A 20,129-nucleotide genomic window follows, 5' to 3' on the forward strand; every position below is an offset into this window, starting at 1 on the left:
TCCTTACGTTCTGTAGCTTGCGTTGATTTTGACATAATCGTATGTCAGGTCGCAGCCCCATGCTTTTCCTTCACCGTTTCCAACCCTGAGATCAATATGAATGGCAACCGTTTCTTGCTCAAGCGCTTTTTTTGCCAGTTCCTCTGAAAATGCCTGCGGCTGGCCATTATGAAAAAGACACTGGCCTTCTAAAAAGATGCCGATCCCATCCGGATTTACTTTTGCATCACTGTGCCCGATTGCCCCGATGATTCTGCCCCAGTTGGCATCAGAGCCGTAAACAGCTGTTTTCACGAGGCTTGATCCGACGACTTTCTTGGCCGTTATTCTCGCTTCCTCATTTGAAGCAGCGCCCTCAACTGTCACTTCAATCAGCTTTGTTGCTCCTTCACCGTCTTTTGCGATGCTTTTTGCGAGATCTTCGCATACCATTTTCAGCCCCAGTTTAAAAGCATCCCAATCTTCATGTTCCGGAGTGAGCATATCATTGCCTGCAAGGCCGTTTGCCATGACAAGCACCATATCATTAGTCGATGTCTCCCCGTCCACTGTAATCTGGTTAAACGAAATATCTGTCAGCTCGCTCAGCGCCCCCTGGAGCACATCGCTTTCAACTGCTGCATCTGTCGTAATGAAGGCAAGCATCGTGGCCATATTTGGATGGATCATCCCCGACCCTTTTGCGCACCCTCCAATAGTTACTTTCTTTCCGCCGACGACAATCTCATAGGCCGTTTTCTTTGTCACAGTGTCTGTTGTCAAAATCGCTTCTTCAAAAGCAGATGCCCCAAGCTTTACAGGAGAAACGGTCCTTACTCCGCTGCGGATGCAGTCCATTTTCAGAAATTCTCCAATAACACCTGTTGATGCTACCGCCACATATTCTTCTTTCAATGAGAATGCTTCCGCGCACAGCGATCTCATTTCATACGCATCTTTCAGCCCCTGCTCCCCTGTGCAGGCATTTGCAATCGCGCTGTTTACGATCAGTGCCTGCAGTTTTTGCTCTGACTTTGTGCTTTCCTGTGTCACTTTTAATGGAGCAGCCTGAAAATGACTCTGTGTATAAACTGCTGCACAGCTTGCCGGAACCTCGCTGATCAGGACACCCAAATCTCTTTTTGCATATCTTAAGCCGGTATGTACCCCGTCCGCCTTAAATCCCTGCGGCGATGTCACAGAACCTTCTTCTATTTTCTGAATCCCAGCGGACTCTTTTACTTTTAGCATCGATAAGCCTCCTTATGGATACAGGGGAGCCATTTCAAGACCTGCTGTTTCATCAAATCCGTTCATCAGGTTGAAATTCTGAACTGCCTGCCCTGCTGCACCTTTCATTAAGTTGTCAATCACAGACACAATGGTAATCCTGCCTGTTCTTTCATCAAAAGCAATTCCGATATCACAGTAGTTTGAACCGTACACTTCCTTAGTTGAAGGAAATTCCCCGACCGGCCTCACTCTTACAAAATAGCAATCTTTGTAATATTCCTGATAAAGATCATGCCACTCTTTTAAACTGCCGCTTTTCGCCTTTGCGTAAATGGTCGTCATAATTCCCCTTGTCATGGGAACAAGGTGAGTCTGAAACGTAAGAGGCTTTACCGCGCTGTTCATTTCTAACAGAGCCTGTTCAATCTCCGGAATATGCTGGTGTTCATTCACTTTATAAATCTTAAAATTCTCATTTGTCTCTGCATAATGAACGCCGGCGCCAGGCTTGCGTCCTGCACCGGAAACCCCGGTTTTTGCATCAATAATAATAGAGGATTCATCGATTAATTCCCTGCTGACCGCAGGCGCGAGACCAAGGATTGCTGCCGTTGGAAAGCATCCGGGATTTGAGATAACGGACGCTTTTCTGATTGCGTCTTTATTCCATTCAGAAAGCCCGTAAACCGCCTTGCCCACGATGACCGGATCTGCTGCCTTTCGTTTGTACCAGCTTTCATAAGTCTTTGAATCTCTTAATCTTAAGTCTCCGGACAAATCAATGACTTTTACCTTTTCCGTGCAGATCTCAGGCAGCAGTTCTGCCGCTGCACCGGGAGGGGATGCCATAAACAGGACATCCACCTCGGACTCAATTCCTGCAGTGTGAATGGCAGTCAAGCTTTCCCAGCTGATGTCAGTCAGATGCGGATAAGAATCCCTGTATGCCTTCTCTGCTTCTGACGATGTATATAAAATACATTCATTTACATGTGGATGCTTTGAGAGAAGCCTGTATAGCTCATTCCCTCCGTAGCCTGTAGCGCCTATTATACCTACCTTCAAATCGAATCACCCTTTAATTTATATCGTACATATGTGAGATTTAGTACCCATTATAATACTGCATAAAAATAAAATCAATTGTATTTTTATATATTTTTCATCAAGAAAAAAATCCCGATCCATAAAGGACCGGGATTTAATACTCACTGAACACCCAGAGCAATTTTGGCAATTCTGCTCATTCTGTCTTTTGTCCATGGCGGATTCCAGACGATGTTCACTTCTGTTTCTTTGATTTCAGGGATATCGCGAAGGGCTGCTTTCACCTGATCGATAATCGTGCCTGCAAGCGGGCATCCCATTGAAGTTAATGTCATCGTGACAAGGGCTGTACCGTTTTCATCAAGGTCAACATCATACACAAGACCAAGATTGACAATGTCGACTCCAAGCTCAGGGTCAACCACAAGCTCAAGCGCGCCATATATATTCTCTTTCAATGCTTCATCCATTTTTATCACTCCTCTTATCTTAGTATACCTGACAAAGGGACCGGCCTAAACTGATTTGCTTTCGCAAAGAAAATCAGCAAACCAGTCAACCGTTGCAATCAGTCCTTCTCGGGAAACTTTATGATCGGCGTTCGTATCGGCAATAAATTTCAGATACTCCGGTTTTGTCTCATAAGCAGATTGAATTTCCTTGAAAAATGTATACGTCGGGTCAAACGGCACCACATTGTCCTTTTTGCCATGCCAGAAAAGCAGCGGCCGTGATGCAAGCTTTTCTGTATGTAGGCTGAGATCATATTCCTGAAGGCTGAGAAAATGCTTTTCCAGCTCTTCATCTGTAAGAGGGACCTTCATGCCCATTTTTTGTACATATTGTATCTGCTGACGGGAAAACTGCTCATAATAAGGGCTGCCCATCAGGCTTGCTGCAGCTTTGATCCATTCGTACTTGGTCAGTGCCCCGAGAGTGACGATGCCGCCCATCGATGTTCCGGCAACGCCTATGTTTTCAGGATCGATCAGGCCGTTCTTTTCAAAATGATTCTTTATCAAATCAAGTTCCTTGATCTCATTTATTACAATGCTCCAAAATTGCATATTTAACTCCGTGCCCTGAAGTTTTCCGCTTCGTTCACCGTGGTGAAGAGCATCAGGAAGAGCAACGCGAATTCCTCTTTCTGCAAGAAGGTAGGCATAGTGAAGGTTGTGTTCCTTGGCGCTCGTAAAGCCGTGGACGAACAGGACAAACGGCGTCTTTTTATTTTTATCCGCATCCCTCGCGATGTGCAGGACGGGAATACCGGCAATGTTCATTTTTTCAACAGTGATCATGAGGCATACCTCCTTTTTAAGACTTCTTTCTTTTCTAAACATAAGTGTAACATGTAGACAATAATCTTGGAAAAAAGATACACTGTAAAGGGACTTTGTTTTTCAGCCGTCCCTTTAATCATAAAATAAAGGAGCTTCTATGACGACACTACCTCATTTAATTGCACTCGATTTAGATGGTACTTTATTAAAGGATGATAAAACGATTTCTGACTACTCAAAAGAAATCTTAAAAAAAGCGAGAGAAGCGGGACATATCGTCTGCATCTCAACAGGCCGCCCATACAGAGCAAGCTCCATGTATTATGAAGAGCTCGAGCTTGATACACCTATTGTCAATTTCAACGGGGCATTTGTCCATCACCCGAAAGACGATCAATGGGGAGCGTTTCACACTACGCTGGATGTGGAAACAGTCAAGCAGATTGTTGAAGTATGTGAAAAACACAACGTGAAAAATATTCTTGCCGAAGTGATCGATCATGTTTATTTTCACTATCATGACGAAAAATTACTCGATGTATTTACAATGAATACATCTGACATTACAGTGGGAGACCTCCGCAAAAATCTCGGTGATGATGTGACAAGCATTCTGATTCATGCATCAGAAGAAGAAGTCGACAATATCCGCACCTATTTGTCGGACGTTCATGCAGAGCTGGTTGACCACAGACGCTGGGCCGCTCCTTGGCATGTCATCGAATTAATCAAGCATGGCATGAACAAAGCCGTGGGATTGAAAATAATTGCCGATTCCTACTCGATTCCCGCAGAAAGAATTATTGCCTTCGGAGACGAAGACAACGACCTTGAAATGCTGGAATACGCAGGTCAGGGAGTAGCGATGGGAAATGCCATCCCAAAACTGAAAGAAGTAGCAAACCGCGAAACGAAGACAAACGAAGAAGACGGCATTGCCGAATACTTAAAAGACGCCCTATCTCTGTAAGGCGTCTTTTTTAGTGAAGTTTTCCAACCATAAAACGCCCACGTATGAGACAAAATAATGAGGACGCATCAGCAGCGTCAACCATTCATTTTAGGGGGAATTTCGCATGAGCAGTAATAAATCTAAACGCTTTGTTCAGCAAGGTAAAGATTCCGTTTCGAAACATGATGAACGTTTCCCTTATCATACAACAATGGCTGAGTCAGAAGAGCGCAAAGCTCAAATGGCGGATAAATCCTCTTTAGGAGGCTTTTAATTTATGGGTAACCAACTATTTCAGGCAGCACGCAAAGCAGTCGAAAAAGCTGGAGAAGTTTTAACCGGCAAAATCGGTCATGACCATGGTCATGAACACCGTTCTGAAGAAAATCAGTACAGCTCGCAGCATGGAGCACAGCATAACGGGTCCCATAGCTACGGGGCAAATCACAATGAACATCAAAGCTACAGCTCTCAGCATGGCGGACAGCAAGGCGGGGCTCAGCAGCATGGCGGCGAAAGCGTAGACGCAGATTCTAAAGCGAAAGCCGAAAATGCTCTTATGTCCGCATTTGCCAACGCTTCACCCGCAGAGCAAAAGCAGCTCAGCGAACTTCAGGATGAACTGAAGAACATGTAGGTATGATGGCGGTCCCCGGAATCTGTATTCCGGGGATTTTAACTGATGAAACAAGAACAAAAGCGCAAGCGCCAAGGCCCGCTCCGATAGTCAGATAAGAATCCGGCGGAAAAGTCCGGTTCCCGCCTTTTTTGTCGGATTTGTTCTGAAAGAGGATCTAGGCGCTTCCGCTTGCCGATGATAACTTTGTTATGTTATCAACAACCTTTTATTTTTTATAATTTCCTACAGAACAGAAAAAGCTGCGGATAAACCGCAGCCGTTTTATTCTGAAACTGTAAATGTTTTGACTTCCTGAAGAGGCTTGGCTCCTTCAGCTTTTCCGGCAAACTGGGCGGTCACCGTATAGTCTCCCGCCTGCAGGCTTCCTGCTGATTTCATGTCCCATGTCTCCTCGTAGGTTTTGCTTTCGCCAGGAGGAATCGTTACATACTGCAGCGCCTGTGTAAACATTTTGCCTTTTGAATATTTGTAGACTTCTGCCCCGTTCGGATCGGTAATAATGATTTCGTACTTTTGTCCGGACGAAAATTCAAAGTTTTTTTCTTCATCTGAGTTGTTTTTAACCGTCATGGTGATTTGGACAACACCTGATTCTTCTTTCGTTTCAACTGAAAGCTCGACATCTTTTTCTTCCATATCACCCGACACCTCTTCCGCTTGTTCTTTCTCTTGCGGCTGTTCAGCACTTTGGCCGCAGCCTGCAAGAATTAAAAACCCCATAATGAACAAAAGTTTTTTCATTGCGCGTATCTCCTATTCTTTGCGGAAGAATCCAAAGATGCCTGTTGTCTGAAGAATGTTTGTGAATGCCTTTGGATCCACTTCCTTAATGATTTTTTCTAAATCATAAAGTTCATAGCGCGTGATCACGATCATCAGCATGTCCTTTTGTTCGTTAGTAAAGGCCCCTTTTGCAGGAACCATCGTGATGCCTCTTACCATTTTAGCATGAATTGCCTTTTTCAGGTCATCGGCTTTTTTCGTGATAATCATGGCTGTCAGTTTTTCATGACGGGTATGGATTGCATCAATGACCCTCGTTGATGCGTAGAGAGTGACAAGCGTATAGAGTGCTTTTTCCCATCCGTAAAGCAGACCGGCTGTAAAGATGATGATTCCGTTCAAAATGAAGAAATACGTTCCCACGGGCTTATCTTTCATGCGTGAGAGAATCATGGCAACAATATCAAGTCCTCCGGTTGATGCCCCGTACTTAAGCGTAATTCCGACTCCGATTGCTACGATCACGCCTCCGAATACTGCATTCAGCAGGATATCTTCAGACAGTGGATAGAGCGGAACAATCGACAGAAAGAAGGTTGTCGCTGCGACGCTCAGCACACTGTAGAGCGTAAATGATTTCCCTACCTTCTGCCAGCCTAAAATCGCTACAGGGATATTCAGCAGGAGCAGCAGAACCCCGGTCGATATGTTAAGGGGCGTATATTCAATCAAAACGCTTGATAAAAGCTGGGCAACCCCTGTAAATCCGCTGGCATATACATCCGCCGGAATCATAAACAGGTTCAGTCCCACAGCGTTCAGCAGCGCGCCGAAAATCACAATTATTCCTTTTTTGACTTCTTCATAAACCATTTGCAGAAAATCCTCCCGGGCTATAAGATATTAATAGTATTTCTGATTTACCCTTTTTTCTTGCAGACCAATACAAATTATGTCTTTTCAGGGCTTTCGTTGTTCTTTACTTCTATTTGGCTAAGTGCTACTTTTACTATAAGAATTCAATTTCAAATGAGACTATTCTCCCAAAGGGAAAAATTACATGAAATGAGGTGCAAAAATGACGGTTCACATCCTCGCAGACAGCGCAAGCGATCTGCCGCTTGAGTTTTACGAAAAGAACGGTGTCACGCTGCTTCCGCTCGGCGTACATATTGATGAGCATGACTACCGTGACCTTCTGACCATTACACCGAAGGAAGTATACGATGCAATGAGAGAAGGGAAAGTTGCGAAAACAACGCAAATTTCTCCTTTAGATGTCAAAGAGATCTTTACCTCTCTCGCCCAAAAGAAAGTGCCTGCTCTGTATGTAGCATTTTCTTCAGAGCTTTCAGGGACATACCAGACTGCAGTCATGATCGGCAATGAGGTAAAAGAAGAATATCCTGATTTTGAGCTTGCCATTATCGATTCAAAATGTGCTTCACTTGGCCTTGGCCTTGCTGTTAAATATGCAGCTGAACTCGCCGGTAAAGGAAAAACTCTACACGAAATCGCAGAGTCTGTAAAGGACTTCTGCGTGCATACAGAACACATTTTCACAGTCGACAATCTCGACTATCTCGCAAGAGGCGGCCGCATCAGCAAAACCTCTGCATTTGTCGGCGGTCTGCTGAACATAAAGCCTCTTCTCCATGTTGAGGACGGAAAACTTATTCCTATAGAGAAAATCAGAGGGAGAAAAAAAGTATTCCGCCGTGTCATTGAACTTATGAAAGAACGCGGCACTGACTTAAGCAATCAGACAATCGCCATCAGCCATGGCGACGACCTTGATTCCGCTAATGAAATCAAGTCCATGATTCAAGCTGAATTTCAGCCGAAAGAAATTTACATCAACACGGTCGGCTGTTCCGTTGGAGCACACTCAGGCCCAGGCACAATCGCCATCTTTTTCTTAAACAAACAGATCTCATAATATTTTTCTTCTCGTAGGGCATCCTAAACATATCATTTTTAAAGGAGTTTTGATGATGCCCCATACAAGCGATAACGACAAAAAAGCAAAAGACAACAATGCCAAGCAGCATGAAAAAAACATGATGCGCGAAAAAAGCCGCCAAAAAGGCGAACAACAATTTTCTAAGAAAACAGATCACTTGTAATCAGAAATGGAAACAGCAGCGGGGGAGATTCCGCTGCTGTTTTTTTTATGTTAATTTAAATTGTGTTAACGTTTGTTTCAGATCATAGGTCAGCTTTCTCAGCTCTGAAACCCCTTCAGCCATCTTTTCAAAAGCAGCAAGCTGCTCAGCAGTTGAAGCTGAAATTTCTTCGCTTCCCGCTGCTGTTTCCTCCACTACAGCGCTGATGCTCTCAACATTTTGCAGAACATTTCCGCCTAATGTTTTCGAGTGATTCACACCTTCTTCAAGGCTAATCAATTCCAGTGTAATATTCTTCACTTTTTCATCAATCGCATGAAAAGCCTGTGTAGTGATGTCCATACCTGTCTTTTGCTTTTCTGCAAGGGAAACCCCTTTTGCTACAGATTCAGAAATGTTTGCAATGCCGGATTGCATCAGGCTTGCCATTTCAAAAATTTGGGAGGTGGCATTCGTAGATTCTTCTGCAAGCTTTCTGACTTCTGCTGCCACTACGGCAAATCCCTTTCCCGCTTCCCCTGCGCGCGCAGCCTCGATTGCTGCATTTAGCGCAAGAAGATTGGTCTGATCGGCAATGCCGGAGACGACCTTCGTCATATCTTCGATTTTCGTCATATACCCTAAAAATGTCTTCGTTGAGTCATTGATCAGGTTCATCATCACGCCATTTTCTTTCAGCAAATCGCTCTGGGTTCTGATTGCCCCCTGCCCCTCCTGAATGGCGCCTGCCGCTTCTTCGCCAAAAATGACAGACTTTTGGGAGCGTATGACGTTTTCGCTGAAGCCTGCATCCATCCGCTCAATCAGAGAAACAGCATCTTGAAGATCAGAGGAAATTGACTGGGATCCGGCAGACAGTTCATCTGTTGATAAAACGACCTGTCCGCTGATTTCACTTAAAACACGTGTTTCACTGTCAAGGGTTTCAGCAAATCCATCGACCTGTTTGCTTACAGTGTCAATAGAAAGGATCAGCCCTTTAAGCTGATTCACCATACTTGAAAACGAATCATTGAGCGCCCCGATTTCATCTTTCCCCTTATAGGTTAAAGCCTGCACGGCAAGATTCCCCTGTGCAATTGCCGCCGCCTGTTCTGACATGCTTTTTAAAGGCTTCGTAATTGACGATGTCATTCTGATGACAAGAACACTTGAAACAAGAATTAAAAGAGCCGTTCCAATGGCCGCTGACAAAATGACAAACTCGATCTGTCTTTTGACTTCTTCTTGAATAAATGTATACCTGTCATGAACATGGAGATTCACAGAATAAATATCGTTTGAGATGCCATCCATTCTTACAGCCTGGCGTTTCACTTCTGCCTGATTTTTCTCTTCAAGTGCAGGCAGCGTTTTCTGCTTGAGCTCAACGAATTTGGCTGATGCCTTTCTTAAAGCAGCCTTCCCATTTTTATCCTGCAAGGTCTGATCCAGGCTGTCTAAAAGCTTTTCGGTCCGGTTCAGCGACTGCAGCGCCTCCTCCTTGTGCGCATCGGAAAGCGAAAAAGCAGCATTATTTAAGCTCTGCTTGGCTGCATTCAGTTCTCCCTGCAGCTTTTCCACATTTAAAAGCACAGGAACTTCATTCTGGTTTGTCTTTTGAATCAATAGCATATTGAAGACGATAAAGCCAATCATAAAGGTAGCAAGTATGATAATGCCGACAGAATTGAACAATAATTTTTTCTTTAATGACACGATGATCCTCCTAGTTGCTCTCTGCTAATTTTTGCTTCCATTGATCAAGCGTTTTCTGCTGCTGTTCAGTCAGGTTCAGGACACGGATCGGAGCCAGTTGAACCCCATTATCCTTCACACCAAGTTCAATATGCCCCTCAGGAAGCTCCTGTTTCTTGACATAGTCTTTCAGAAGCTGAAAAATGCCGATATCCACATTTTTCATCATAGAGGTTACAACAGCCTTTTCCGCATAAAAATACTGATCGCTGTCAACACCAATCGCATATACTCCGCTGTCCTGCGCCGCTTTTAAAACACCTGCCCCAGTAAAACCGGCTGCTGCATAAAGTACATCCGCCTTTCTTTTAATCATGCTGTCTGCCATGACACCGCCCTTGATGTCATTGCCGAAATCATTTGCATACTCCGTGTAGATGACAATCTCAGGCTTGATCGTTCTTGCCCCTTCTGCAAATCCGTCTGCGAACTTATTTATAAGCGGAACATCAGCGCCGCCGATAAAACCGATCGTATTTGTTTTAGAAGCCATCGCTGCAACAACCCCGGCAAGAAAGCTCCCTTCATCCTCTTTAAACGTAACTGAGGTAATATTCTCAGCCTCAGAAACCGCATCGATCAGCAAAAACTGCTGATCCGGATACTTCTTTGCCGCTTTTTCCAAATCTTCCTGAACCATAAACCCAAGTCCAACGACAAGATCATTGCCCTCTTCAACAAGCTCAGTAATCCCTTTTTCATAAGTGCCCGTTTTTTCAAGCTCCCGGTAATCAAACAAAATGCCAAGTTCATCACGGGATTTCATCAGGCCCGCAAACGCAGAGTCACTGAACGACTGATCCCCAAGCCCCACATCCGAGAGCATGATCCCTACTTTTATTTTTTGATCCGCACTGCTGACTGCCTCATTCTTCCCGCACCCGGCGGCAAGCAGCATACAGGACGCGATTATGATCATAATTTTTTTCATTGATGTCTCTCTCCTTAAAAAGTTCTACTAGGAGGTTATCGACGGGTTTGGGGGAAAGTTTATTTTTTTGGAGGGGGATTTTTGCGGGACCATCAAGCGGCGGATTTTTTGTTTTGGTGGTACTTATCTATGAGTTGAGAACCATCAAGACATGGGATTTCTGTTTTGATGGCACTTATCTCTGAGTTCGGAACCATCAAGACGTGGAATTTCTGTTTTGATGGCACTTATCTATGAGTTGAGAACCATCAAACGGAGGATTTTTTGTTTTGGTGGTACTTATCTCTGAGTTGGAAACCACCAAACGGAGGATTTTTTGTTTTGGCGGTACTTATCTCAGAGTTGGGAACCATCAAGACATGGGATTTCTTTTTTGATGGAACTTATCTATGAGTTGAGAACCATCAAGACATGGGATTTCTTTTTTGATGGCACTTATCTCTGAGTTCGGAACCATCAAGACGTGGGATTTCTGTCTTAATGGCACTTATCTCTGAGTTCGGAACCATCAAACGGAGGATTTTTTGTTTTGGTGGTACTTATCTCAGAGTTGGGAACCATCAAGACATGGGATTTCTGTCTTGATGGCACTTATCTCTGAGTTGGGAACCACCAAACGGAGGATTTTCTGTCTTGATGGCACTTATCTCTGAGTTGGGAACCACCAAACGGAGGATTTTTTGTTTTGGTGGTACTTATCTCTGAGTTGAGAACCATCAAGACATGGGATTTCTGTTTTGATGGCACTTATCTCTGAGTTCGGAACCATCAAGACATGGGATTTTTGTTTTGATGGCACTTATCTCTGAGTTCGGAACCATCAAGACGTGGGATTTCTGTCTTGATGGCACTTATCTCTGAGTTGGGAACCATCAAGACATGGGATTTCTGTCTTAATGGCACTTATCTCTGAGTTGGGAACCACCAATATGTGGAATTTCTGACTTGATGGCACTTATCATCGAGTTCAGAACCGTCAAGCGGTGGATTTTCTCTCTTGATGGCACTTATCCCTGAGATTGGAACCATCAAGCCGTGATATTTCTTTTTTGATAGCACTTATCTACGAGATCGGATCCATCAAGTGGAGGATTTTCTTTTTTGATGGCACTTATCAATGAGATCGGAACCACCAAACAGAAAAATTCCTTTCTTGAAGGCACTTATCTCTAAGTTCGGACCTATCATTCAAAAAATCTTTTTTTCAATGGCACTAATTTTATTTATCTACAAAGTGAGAAGACCTCCCGCGCCCTATATGTTCAAAATGTGCGTACAGAATTTTTCTTATTGTCTTTTTTGATAAAACAAGGTTACACCATTCATGAATCTGATCTGTAGTGATCCTCTTTTCCGGAAAAAGAAGCCTGAATTCACCTATTGCCCGTAATACTGCAGGAAGAAGCGGTTCGGTTGTTTTACAATTTGAGCATATAAAATTTCTGTTGTTAAAGAGAGTATACAGCAATAGGCATTTTGGACATATAATACCTTTTTCCAGCCCCTCATACCCATACCCCGGCAGCTTCAAAAACGGATATTCTTCCACGTGCAAATCCAGAAGTTTTTTAGCGAGCATGTCATGAAAGGCAGTTAATCTGCCCCGCTGCTTATGATTGAGTTTTTCTGCAAAACGGTTCAGCTGGGGGTGATAAATGATGGGTTGGTCCATTGGAGCATTGTAGAGGTGAAAACGGTGGTTTACAAAGACGACATATGGTTCGAGGGAAAACTTGATGCTTTGATCCTGGAGGAGCCGAGTGAGCAATGCTTCACTTCTTTTCAGCTGAAGCAGGGGGTTTTTCATTTCTTTTTTGGCCGGGGTCGACCATCTTTCTCCTTCTGCGAAGTAATCACCTTCCGAGTTTTTTACATTGAACACGTACATTTTATCAGGCTTGATAAACAGGGAATCAATTTGCACGAAAGATCCGCTGATTTCAAAGAGCAGATCGCTTAATACTGTGCCCTCCCCTCCATTCTCCTTGAGCCACTGCTCAAAATACTTTTCTCCCTGGAACCCTTTTTCAAGCTGCCCCAAGCAGATGAGAGCTTCTTCATCCAAAACGGATCTGGCGTTCAAACTCCGGTAAACAAGCAATTCCCGGTTTTCTTTTAACCTCTTCAACTAATAGACATCTCCTTTCGTTTTTTCAAATCCATCATAAAACAGTTCCCCCTTTCGTTTTTTTTCAGATTCATCAAAAAGACAATTCCCCTTTCGTTTTCTCAGAACCATCATAAATCAATTCCCCTCCTCCCGGCAAAAAGCCAAAATCAAATTTTCTCAATAAAAAAACAGCAAACGCATAGGCGCTTACTGTTGTTCTTTTTTAAAATAAGTCCAGCCGTCTTCCTGATAAACCTTCCCTGCTTTCATGAGTGAGCCGAGCGCACGCTTGAATGCACCTTTGCTCATGTTGAAGCGTTCTTTGATGTCATCGGGATCGCTCTTGTCAAAGAAGGGCATGGCTCCTCCTCTTTCTTCCATATAATCACAGATCACTTGTGCATCCTCATCCAATGCCTCATGTTTGAACGGAAGGAGAGAAACGTTAAGGGTGCCGTCTTCCTTCACATCAACAACGCGTCCTGTTACAAGCTCGCCAAGACGCGGCTCTCTTTTGCGCTGGGAGGAGTGGATGAATCCTTTGTAGCCTTCTTCAGTTATGATGAAAGATCCGGCAATAATGATTCGGTAGACTCTGCCTGTAACGGTCTGATTGTTCCATACTCCTGCAGCCGGGACGATGTTTTCCTGCATGACATCTTCCGTTGCAAGTTTTGTGAAAAATCTTCCGTTTTTCGTCACTTTCAGGGAACAGTAGAGCTTGTCGCCTTCTTTTGGCCATACACTTACATAGGCCGGAAGAATATCGTTGTCGACAAGTGCATCTTTTGAAAGGCCAATGTCGACGAATGCCCCCATGTCTTCCCTGACACTGACTACTTCTACCCATCCGAACCGGTCTTCTGATATCGTCGGCTTTTTCATTGTTGCAGCGAGACGGTCTTCATGGTCCACAATCAGGTACACCTCAACCTCATCCAATTCTTCAATCGGTTCAGTGATTTCCGTTTTGTGAAGCAGTACTCGGCTTTCTCCATCTGTTAAATAATATCCGTAATCTACTTTTTCATCTATTTTAAGCGTCATAAACGTTCCGGGATTCATGTGTTCGTTCCTTCCTTTGCAGCTGAACTGCCGTTAGTTGTTATATCATGTACATTCTACTATAATCTAAAGATAATACAAACTTTTGGGAGGATTCTTATGGCCAAGGACAGTTCGTTTGATATTGTGTCGAAGGTGGATATGCCTGAGGTAACAAATGCCATCACGATGACGATGAAAGAAATCGGCACACGCTATGATTTTAAAGGAAGCAAAAGCAGCATTACGCTTGAAAAAGAGGAGCTTGTTTTAGTTTCTGATGATGAGTTCAAAATGGATCAGCTGAAGGATGTGTTCATTTCAAAACTGATCAAGCGCAATGTGGCAACGCGCAATATTGATTACGGAAAAATTGAAGGCGCATCAGGCGGCACCATCCGCCAGCGTGCAAAGCTTGTCCAGGGTATTGATAAGGACAATGCGAAAAAGATTAACGCGATCATAAAAAATGCAGGGCTTAAAGTGAAAACGCAAGTTCAGGATGATCAGGTCCGCGTAACCGGCAAAAGCAAGGACGACCTGCAGCAGGTGATTGCAGCTGTCCGCGGAGCGGATCTGCCGATCGATGTTCAGTTCATTAATTTCAGATAAGTGCTCGGACTCAGCAGTTTTTCCTGCTGGGTCTTTTTTATCCGGACTGGGGCAAGAATTCCTCATCAATTCAGAAAACTTTTACTTTTCGCACTTGAATCTCCTGAAAAAAACATGTAAATTAGATATAATATCATTTAGCCAATTTCATATTTTTGATTCTTATCTAGAGAAGCTGAGGGACTGGCCCGTCGAAGCTTCAGCAACCTGGCGTAAACCAAGGTGCTAATTCCAGCGATGCATCCATCGGACGATAAGAAGAAGTCATGCATACTCAAAAGTCTTCTTCTTGGAAGGCTTTTTTCTTTTTCCCATTATCAGCTGTATTTTTAGGAGGTTTATAGCTTTGGCACTTTTAACAGACTTGCAGAAAAAAATTCTGATCGGGGACGGAGCAATGGGCACCCTGCTTTATTCCCACGGTGTGGACCGGTGTTTTGAAGAACTGAACCTGTCAAAACCGGATGACATTCTGAATGTTCATAAGGCGTATCTTGATGCCGGAGCTGATGTCATTCAGACAAATACGTACGGGGCCAATTATATCAAGCTGTCGAGATACGGGCTTGAAGATGAGGTGCGCGCCATTAACCGCAAGGCTGTGCAGATTGCAAAACAAGCTGCCGAAGGCACCTCAGCCTATGTCCTCGGAACAATCGGCGGGGTCCGTGCTTTTAAAAAGGGCTCTTATTCGCTTGAGGACCTGCGGCGAAATTTCAGGGAGCAGCTTTATCTTCTGCTGAACGAAGAGCCGGACGGCCTCCTGCTTGAAACGTATTATGATCTTGAAGAAATGAAGACGGTTCTTGAGATTGCAAGAAAAGAAACAGACTTGCCGATTATAACGAACATTTCCCTTCATGAAATCGGCGTTCTTCAGGACGGTACTCCTCTTTCTGACGGCCTGTCCCAGCTTGAGGAGCTCGGGGCGAATGTTGTCGGGCTGAACTGCAGGCTTGGGCCATATCATATGCTCTCATCTCTGGAAGAAGTTCCTCTTCCCGAAAAGGCCTTCCTGTCTGTTTATCCGAACAGCAGCCTCCCGACCATTGAGGAAGGCAGACTTGTTTACGGATCCGGTGAAAAATACTTCGCTGAAAGCGCACTTGCTTTTAGAAATCAGGGAGCGAGATTAATAGGCGGCTGTTGCGGAACGACTCCTGATCATATCAGGGCGATGGCTTCTGCACTTAAAGGACTGCCTCCAGTGACAGAAAAGAAGGTGAAAGCTAGGAAAGAAGAAATCTCCATTGCCTCAGCTGCCGAGAGAAAGTATCCTCCGCTGCAGGATATCGTAACAGAAAAACGATCCATTATTGTCGAGCTTGACCCGCCGAAAAAGCTCGGTATTGAAAAATTTTTAAAAGGAGCAAAGGCCCTCCAGGAGGCTGGAATCGATGCCTTAACACTTGCGGATAACTCTCTTGCTTCACCAAGAATCAGCAATGCCGCGATGGGATCCATTGTCCAGCAGACCCATGGACTCCGCTCGCTGATCCATATTACGTGCCGTGACCGGAATTTAATTGGCCTGCAGTCACATTTAATGGGTCTCCATACTCTCGGCTTAACAGATGTTTTAGCCATAACAGGAGATCCGTCCAAAATCGGGGATTTCCCGGGGGCAACTTCTGTTTATGACCTTTCTTCCTTTGACTTGATCAGTCTGATTAAGCAATTTAATGACGGGCTTTCTTACTCAGGAAAACCGCTTGGCGAAAAAACGAACTTCTCAGTTGCCGCCGCCTTTAACCCGAATGTGAAGTACCTTGATAAAGCCGTTAAAAGGCTGGAGAAAAAAATAGCGTGCGGCGCTGATTATTTTATCTCCCAGCCGATCTATTCCGAAAAACAGCTGCTTGATGTCTATGAAGAAACAAAACACTTAACCGTACCGGTTTATATCGGCATTATGCCGCTCACCAGCAGCCGGAATGCCGAATTTATTCATAATGAGATTCCGGGCATTACCCTGTCTGACAGCATCCGCGAAAAAATGGCCAATGCCGGAGATGACAAGGAAAAATCGTATCAGGAGGGTCTGGCCATTGCCAAAAACCTAATTGATGCTGCATTTGATCTGTTTAACGGCATTTACTTGATCACACCGTTTTTGAATTATGAACTAACCGTGGAATTGACGAACTATATTCATAATAAAGAGTCTGAGGCCACCGAAAGGAAGATTACGCATGTCTGATATAAAAAAACAGCTTGAGAAAAAAATCCTCGTTCTGGACGGAGCGATGGGCACCATGATTCAGGACGCCAATCTTTCTGCAGATGACTTCGGCGGAGAAGCTTATGAAGGGTGCAACGAATATTTGACTATAACTGCACCTGAGGTCATTCAATCGATCCATGAAGCTTACCTTGAAGCAAAAGCAGATATTATTGAGACAAACACGTTCGGGGCTACGAAAATCGTTCTGGATGAATACGATCTTGGGCACCTTGCCTTCGAACTGAATAAAAAAGCGGCTGAAATTGCGAAAAGAGCAGCTGAAAAATACTCAACACCCGAATGGCCCCGCTTTGTAGCTGGCTCAATGGGACCGACAACAAAAACGCTCTCTGTTACGGGAGGAGCCACATTTGAAGAACTGATCGAGAACTATGAAGAACAGACACTGGGACTGCTTGCAGGCGGAGCCGATCTGCTTCTTCTTGAAACGAGCCAGGACCTGCTGAATGTAAAAGCCGGCTTTTTAGGCATTAAGCGTGCCTTTGAGAAGACTGGAAAAGAAATCCCGCTTATGGTATCAGGGACGATTGAGCCGATGGGCACGACCCTTGCCGGCCAGGACATTGAAGCCTTCTTTATTTCCCTTGAACATATGCAGCCTCTTTCTGTCGGCTTGAACTGTGCGACAGGGCCTGAGTTTATGACAGACCATATCAGGACGCTGTCAGGCATGGCCCATACAGCTGTCAGCTGTTACCCGAACGCCGGCCTGCCGGATGAGGAAGGAAAATACCATGAATCCCCGCGTTCGCTTGCTCAGAAAGTGAAGGGTTTTGCAGAACAGGGCTGGCTCAATATTGTCGGCGGCTGCTGCGGAACCACACCCGCACATATCACGGCTATCGCAGATGCAGTCAGCGAACTGAATCCGCGCACCGTCCCGGAACGTGATCCGGCACATACCGTTTCCGGTATTGATCCGCTTATTTATGACGACTCCATGAGACCGCTTTTCGTCGGAGAACGGACAAATGTCATTGGGTCAAGAAAATTCAAGCGTCTGATTGCCGAGGGGAAATTTGAAGAAGCATCTGAAATTGCGAGAGCACAGGTTAAAAACGGAGCACATGTCATTGATATTTGTCTTGCAGACCCTGACCGCGATGAACTTGAAGATATGGAAGCATTTATAAAAGAAGTGACCAAAAAAGTAAAGGCGCCGCTTGTCATCGATTCAACCGATGAAGCTGTAATTGAAAAAGCACTCTCTTATTCCCAGGGAAAAGTCATCATCAACTCGATTAACCTCGAAGACGGCGAAGAGCGCTTTGACGCAGTTGTTCCGCTGATTCATAAATATGGTGCCGCCGTTGTTGTCGGAACCATAGACGAAAAGGGCATGGCTCTTACAGCTGAGGAAAAGCTTGATATTGCGGTCCGTTCGTTTGAACTGCTTACTGAAAAGCACGGCCTGAGTCCGTCAGATATTATTTTTGATCCCCTCGTTTTCCCTGTCGGCACAGGAGACGAGCAGTATATTGGTTCTGCTGAAGAAACCATTAAGGGCATCCGCCTGATCAAAGAGCGACTTCCGGAATGTCTGACCATGCTTGGAGTCAGCAATGTATCCTTCGGCCTGCCGCCTGTCGGCCGCGAAGTATTGAACGCAGTTTATCTTTATCACTGTACACAGGCGGGACTTGACTATGCCATTGTCAACACAGAAAAACTTGAGCGTTTTGCTTCAATTCCGAAACAAGAAGTAGAAATGGCAGAAACGCTTCTTTTTAATACAAATGACCAAACACTCGCGACTTTTACAAATCACTACCGCGGGAAGAAAAAAACAGCCAAAAAACCTGTACAGTCCCTTCCGCTTGAGCAGCGTCTCGCCCAATATGTTGTTGAGGGGACAAAAGAAGGACTGATTTCAGACCTTGAAATAGCCCTTAAGGAATATGATGCTCCTCTCGATATTATTAACGGTCCGCTAATGAGCGGAATGGCTGAAGTCGGAGAGCTGTTCAATACAAACCAGCTGATTGTCGCCGAGGTTCTTCAGAGCGCAGAAGTAATGAAGGCTTCCGTCTCCTTTTTAGAGCAGTATATGGAGAAGAAGGATGACAGCGGAAAAGGAAAAATCCTGCTTGCAACGGTTAAAGGTGATGTGCATGATATAGGGAAAAACCTCGTGGATATTATCCTGAGCAACAATGGCTACAAAGTAGTGGATCTCGGAATTAAAGTGACCCCGCAGGATTTAATTGCAGCTGTCAGAAAAGAAAAACCGGATATTGTCGGACTTTCAGGCCTGCTTGTTAAGTCAGCCCAGCAAATGGTCCTGACTGCTCAGGATCTGCGTGAAGCTGATATTTCGGTTCCAATCCTGGTCGGCGGCGCTGCCCTTTCCAGAAAGTTTGCGGACGGAAAGATTGCTCCGCAATACAGCGGACCGGTGGTGTATGCCAAGGATGCGATGGACGGCCTTTCACTTGCAAACCGGATCCGCGTCGACCCGGCCCAGTTTAAAAAGAAAGAAGTGCGATCTGAACGGTTTTCTGAAAAGAAACCGACTGCCGCAGTGACAGAGCTGCTTGAAAAAAGAGCAGAGCTTGCACCGTCCCCTGTTTTTGTGCCTGAGGACTGCAGACGCCATATCATCAAAGATTTCAATTTGCAGCACCTCATCCCTTATATCAACATGCAGATGCTGATCGGCCATCACCTCGGCCTCAAGGGAAAAGTAAAGGAAATGCTGAAAAACAATGATTCAAAAGCTGTTGCTCTCAAAGAAACCATTGATGAACTCCTGAAGCAGGGAGAGGCGGAAAAATGGTTTGAACCTGCTGCGGTTTATCAGTTCTTCCCTGCTGTATCAGAGGGAAATTCTCTGCACATTCTGGATCCTGAAACAGAAGAAAAGCTGCAGACCTTTGACTTTCCAAGACAATCCAAGCTGCCGCACCGCTGCATTTCAGACTATGTTCGTCCGGACGGCGAAAAGAGAGACTATGTTTCCTTCTTTGCTGTTACGGCAGGAAAGAAAGTCAGAGAGATTGCAAACCGCTTCAAGGAACAGGGTGATTACTTGAAGAGCCATGTCGTCCAGGCACTTGCCCTTGAACTTGCTGAAGGTCTCGCCGAGCGGACGCACCAGCTGATTCGAGATCAGTGGGGCTTCCCTGATCCACCGGACTTTACAATGGATCAGCGCTTTTCAGCCAAATATCAGGGCCAGCGGTTCTCTTTCGGATATCCTGCCTGCCCGAATCTTGATGACCAGGCCAAATTATTCGATCTGATCAGGCCTGAAGACATCGGAGTGAACCTTACAGAAGGCTTTATGATGGAACCTGAAGCATCTGTTACGGCCATAGTCGTTGCCCATCCTGAAGCACGGTATTTCAATGTTTTGAACTGAGACTTCTGTCTCGGTTTTTTTTTGCCGGAATCAGGTGTTTTATCAAAAAAAGATAGGGAATATATAAAGCATGTCCAACATACTTATCGGATTTTTCACCATACTA

Annotated in this window: 18 protein-coding genes and 1 riboswitch; of the genes, 8 read left to right on the top strand and 10 right to left on the bottom strand. The window is 44.8% G+C overall.

Features of this window, described 5'->3' with window-relative positions:
• Window positions 1-3: 3 nt before the first annotated feature.
• The 4 genes from argJ to MHB63_03665 all read right to left on the bottom strand — a co-directional run bounded on the left by argJ (window position 4) and on the right by MHB63_03665 (window position 3,560).
• Window positions 4-1,230: a bifunctional ornithine acetyltransferase/N-acetylglutamate synthase gene (gene argJ / locus MHB63_03650; protein ID MEK3805683.1), complete on the bottom strand. Its 1,227-nt coding sequence runs from the start codon at window positions 1,228-1,230 to the stop codon at window positions 4-6.
• Between the two features lie 12 nt (window positions 1,231-1,242).
• Entirely contained in the window at window positions 1,243-2,277 is a 1,035-nt protein-coding gene (gene argC / locus MHB63_03655) for an N-acetyl-gamma-glutamyl-phosphate reductase (GenBank protein ID MEK3805684.1), read from the bottom strand.
• Window positions 2,278-2,420: 143 nt separating this feature from the next.
• Entirely contained in the window at window positions 2,421-2,729 is a 309-nt protein-coding gene (locus MHB63_03660) for a metal-sulfur cluster assembly factor (protein ID MEK3805685.1), read from the bottom strand.
• Between the two features lie 45 nt (window positions 2,730-2,774).
• On the bottom strand, window positions 2,775-3,560 hold the full coding sequence (locus MHB63_03665; GenBank protein ID MEK3805686.1) for a prolyl oligopeptidase family serine peptidase: 786 nt from the start codon (window positions 3,558-3,560) through the stop codon (window positions 2,775-2,777).
• Between the two features lie 139 nt (window positions 3,561-3,699).
• On the opposite strand from MHB63_03665, the gene MHB63_03670 reads away from it, so the two are divergent.
• The 3 genes from MHB63_03670 to MHB63_03680 all read left to right on the top strand — a co-directional run bounded on the left by MHB63_03670 (window position 3,700) and on the right by MHB63_03680 (window position 5,131).
• Window positions 3,700-4,512 carry a Cof-type HAD-IIB family hydrolase gene (locus MHB63_03670; protein ID MEK3805687.1) on the top strand — a complete coding sequence of 271 codons (813 nt, stop codon included), beginning with the start codon at window positions 3,700-3,702 and terminating at the stop codon, window positions 4,510-4,512.
• A gap of 106 nt (window positions 4,513-4,618) precedes the next feature.
• Entirely contained in the window at window positions 4,619-4,768 is a 150-nt protein-coding gene (locus tag MHB63_03675; protein MEK3805688.1) for a hypothetical protein, read from the top strand.
• 3 nt (window positions 4,769-4,771) lie between these two features.
• A complete protein-coding gene (locus MHB63_03680; GenBank protein MEK3805689.1) occupies window positions 4,772-5,131 on the top strand; it encodes a DUF3813 domain-containing protein in 360 nt (119 codons plus the stop codon).
• A 264-nt stretch (window positions 5,132-5,395) separates the two neighbouring features.
• On the opposite strand, the gene MHB63_03685 is transcribed toward MHB63_03680, so the two are convergent.
• A complete protein-coding gene (locus MHB63_03685; GenBank protein ID MEK3805690.1) occupies window positions 5,396-5,875 on the bottom strand; it encodes a BsuPI-related putative proteinase inhibitor in 480 nt (159 codons plus the stop codon).
• Window positions 5,876-5,887: 12 nt separating this feature from the next.
• A complete protein-coding gene (locus MHB63_03690; protein ID MEK3805691.1) occupies window positions 5,888-6,730 on the bottom strand; it encodes a YitT family protein in 843 nt (280 codons plus the stop codon).
• A 205-nt stretch (window positions 6,731-6,935) separates the two neighbouring features.
• Here MHB63_03690 and MHB63_03695 point away from each other — a divergent pair, with 205 nt between their 5' ends.
• Complete coding sequence (locus tag MHB63_03695) at window positions 6,936-7,796, top strand: DegV family protein (protein ID MEK3805692.1); 861 nt, start codon at window positions 6,936-6,938, stop codon at window positions 7,794-7,796.
• Between the two features lie 55 nt (window positions 7,797-7,851).
• Window positions 7,852-7,983 carry a DUF3941 domain-containing protein gene (locus MHB63_03700; protein MEK3805693.1) on the top strand — a complete coding sequence of 44 codons (132 nt, stop codon included), beginning with the start codon at window positions 7,852-7,854 and terminating at the stop codon, window positions 7,981-7,983.
• Window positions 7,984-8,028: 45 nt separating this feature from the next.
• On the opposite strand, the gene MHB63_03705 is transcribed toward MHB63_03700, so the two are convergent.
• From MHB63_03705 to MHB63_03720, 4 genes are all read right to left on the bottom strand, one after another.
• Window positions 8,029-9,681, bottom strand: coding sequence for a methyl-accepting chemotaxis protein (locus MHB63_03705; protein ID MEK3805694.1), 1,653 nt, complete (start codon window positions 9,679-9,681; stop codon window positions 8,029-8,031).
• A gap of 10 nt (window positions 9,682-9,691) precedes the next feature.
• Window positions 9,692-10,651 carry a BMP family ABC transporter substrate-binding protein gene (locus MHB63_03710; GenBank protein ID MEK3805695.1) on the bottom strand — a complete coding sequence of 320 codons (960 nt, stop codon included), beginning with the start codon at window positions 10,649-10,651 and terminating at the stop codon, window positions 9,692-9,694.
• A 1,219-nt stretch (window positions 10,652-11,870) separates the two neighbouring features.
• Window positions 11,871-12,779 (bottom strand): nuclease-related domain-containing protein, encoded by a 909-nt coding sequence (locus MHB63_03715; GenBank protein MEK3805696.1) that lies wholly within the window; start codon window positions 12,777-12,779, stop codon window positions 11,871-11,873.
• Window positions 12,780-12,968: 189 nt separating this feature from the next.
• Window positions 12,969-13,826, bottom strand: coding sequence for a S1 RNA-binding domain-containing protein (locus MHB63_03720; protein ID MEK3805697.1), 858 nt, complete (start codon window positions 13,824-13,826; stop codon window positions 12,969-12,971).
• Window positions 13,827-13,925: 99 nt separating this feature from the next.
• Between MHB63_03720 and MHB63_03725 the strand changes: the two genes are divergently transcribed.
• The 3 genes from MHB63_03725 to metH all read left to right on the top strand — a co-directional run bounded on the left by MHB63_03725 (window position 13,926) and on the right by metH (window position 20,023).
• The gene (locus MHB63_03725; GenBank protein MEK3805698.1) at window positions 13,926-14,417 is read left to right on the top strand and encodes a YajQ family cyclic di-GMP-binding protein; all 492 of its coding nucleotides are present in this window, start codon (window positions 13,926-13,928) and stop codon (window positions 14,415-14,417) included.
• Window positions 14,418-14,576: 159 nt separating this feature from the next.
• A riboswitch (SAM riboswitch) is annotated at window positions 14,577-14,677 on the top strand.
• Between the two features lie 86 nt (window positions 14,678-14,763).
• Window positions 14,764-16,617, top strand: a complete 1,854-nt coding sequence (locus tag MHB63_03730) for a bifunctional homocysteine S-methyltransferase/methylenetetrahydrofolate reductase (protein MEK3805699.1) — start codon at window positions 14,764-14,766, stop codon at window positions 16,615-16,617.
• Complete coding sequence (gene metH / locus MHB63_03735) at window positions 16,610-20,023, top strand: methionine synthase (protein ID MEK3805700.1); 3,414 nt, start codon at window positions 16,610-16,612, stop codon at window positions 20,021-20,023. The genes MHB63_03730 and metH overlap by 8 nt, the downstream gene beginning before the upstream one ends.
• Window positions 20,024-20,129: the final 106 nt, after the last annotated feature.

This window comes from Bacillus sp. FSL H8-0547 (genome assembly GCA_038002745.1).
GTDB lineage: Bacteria > Bacillota > Bacilli > Bacillales > Bacillaceae > Bacillus_P.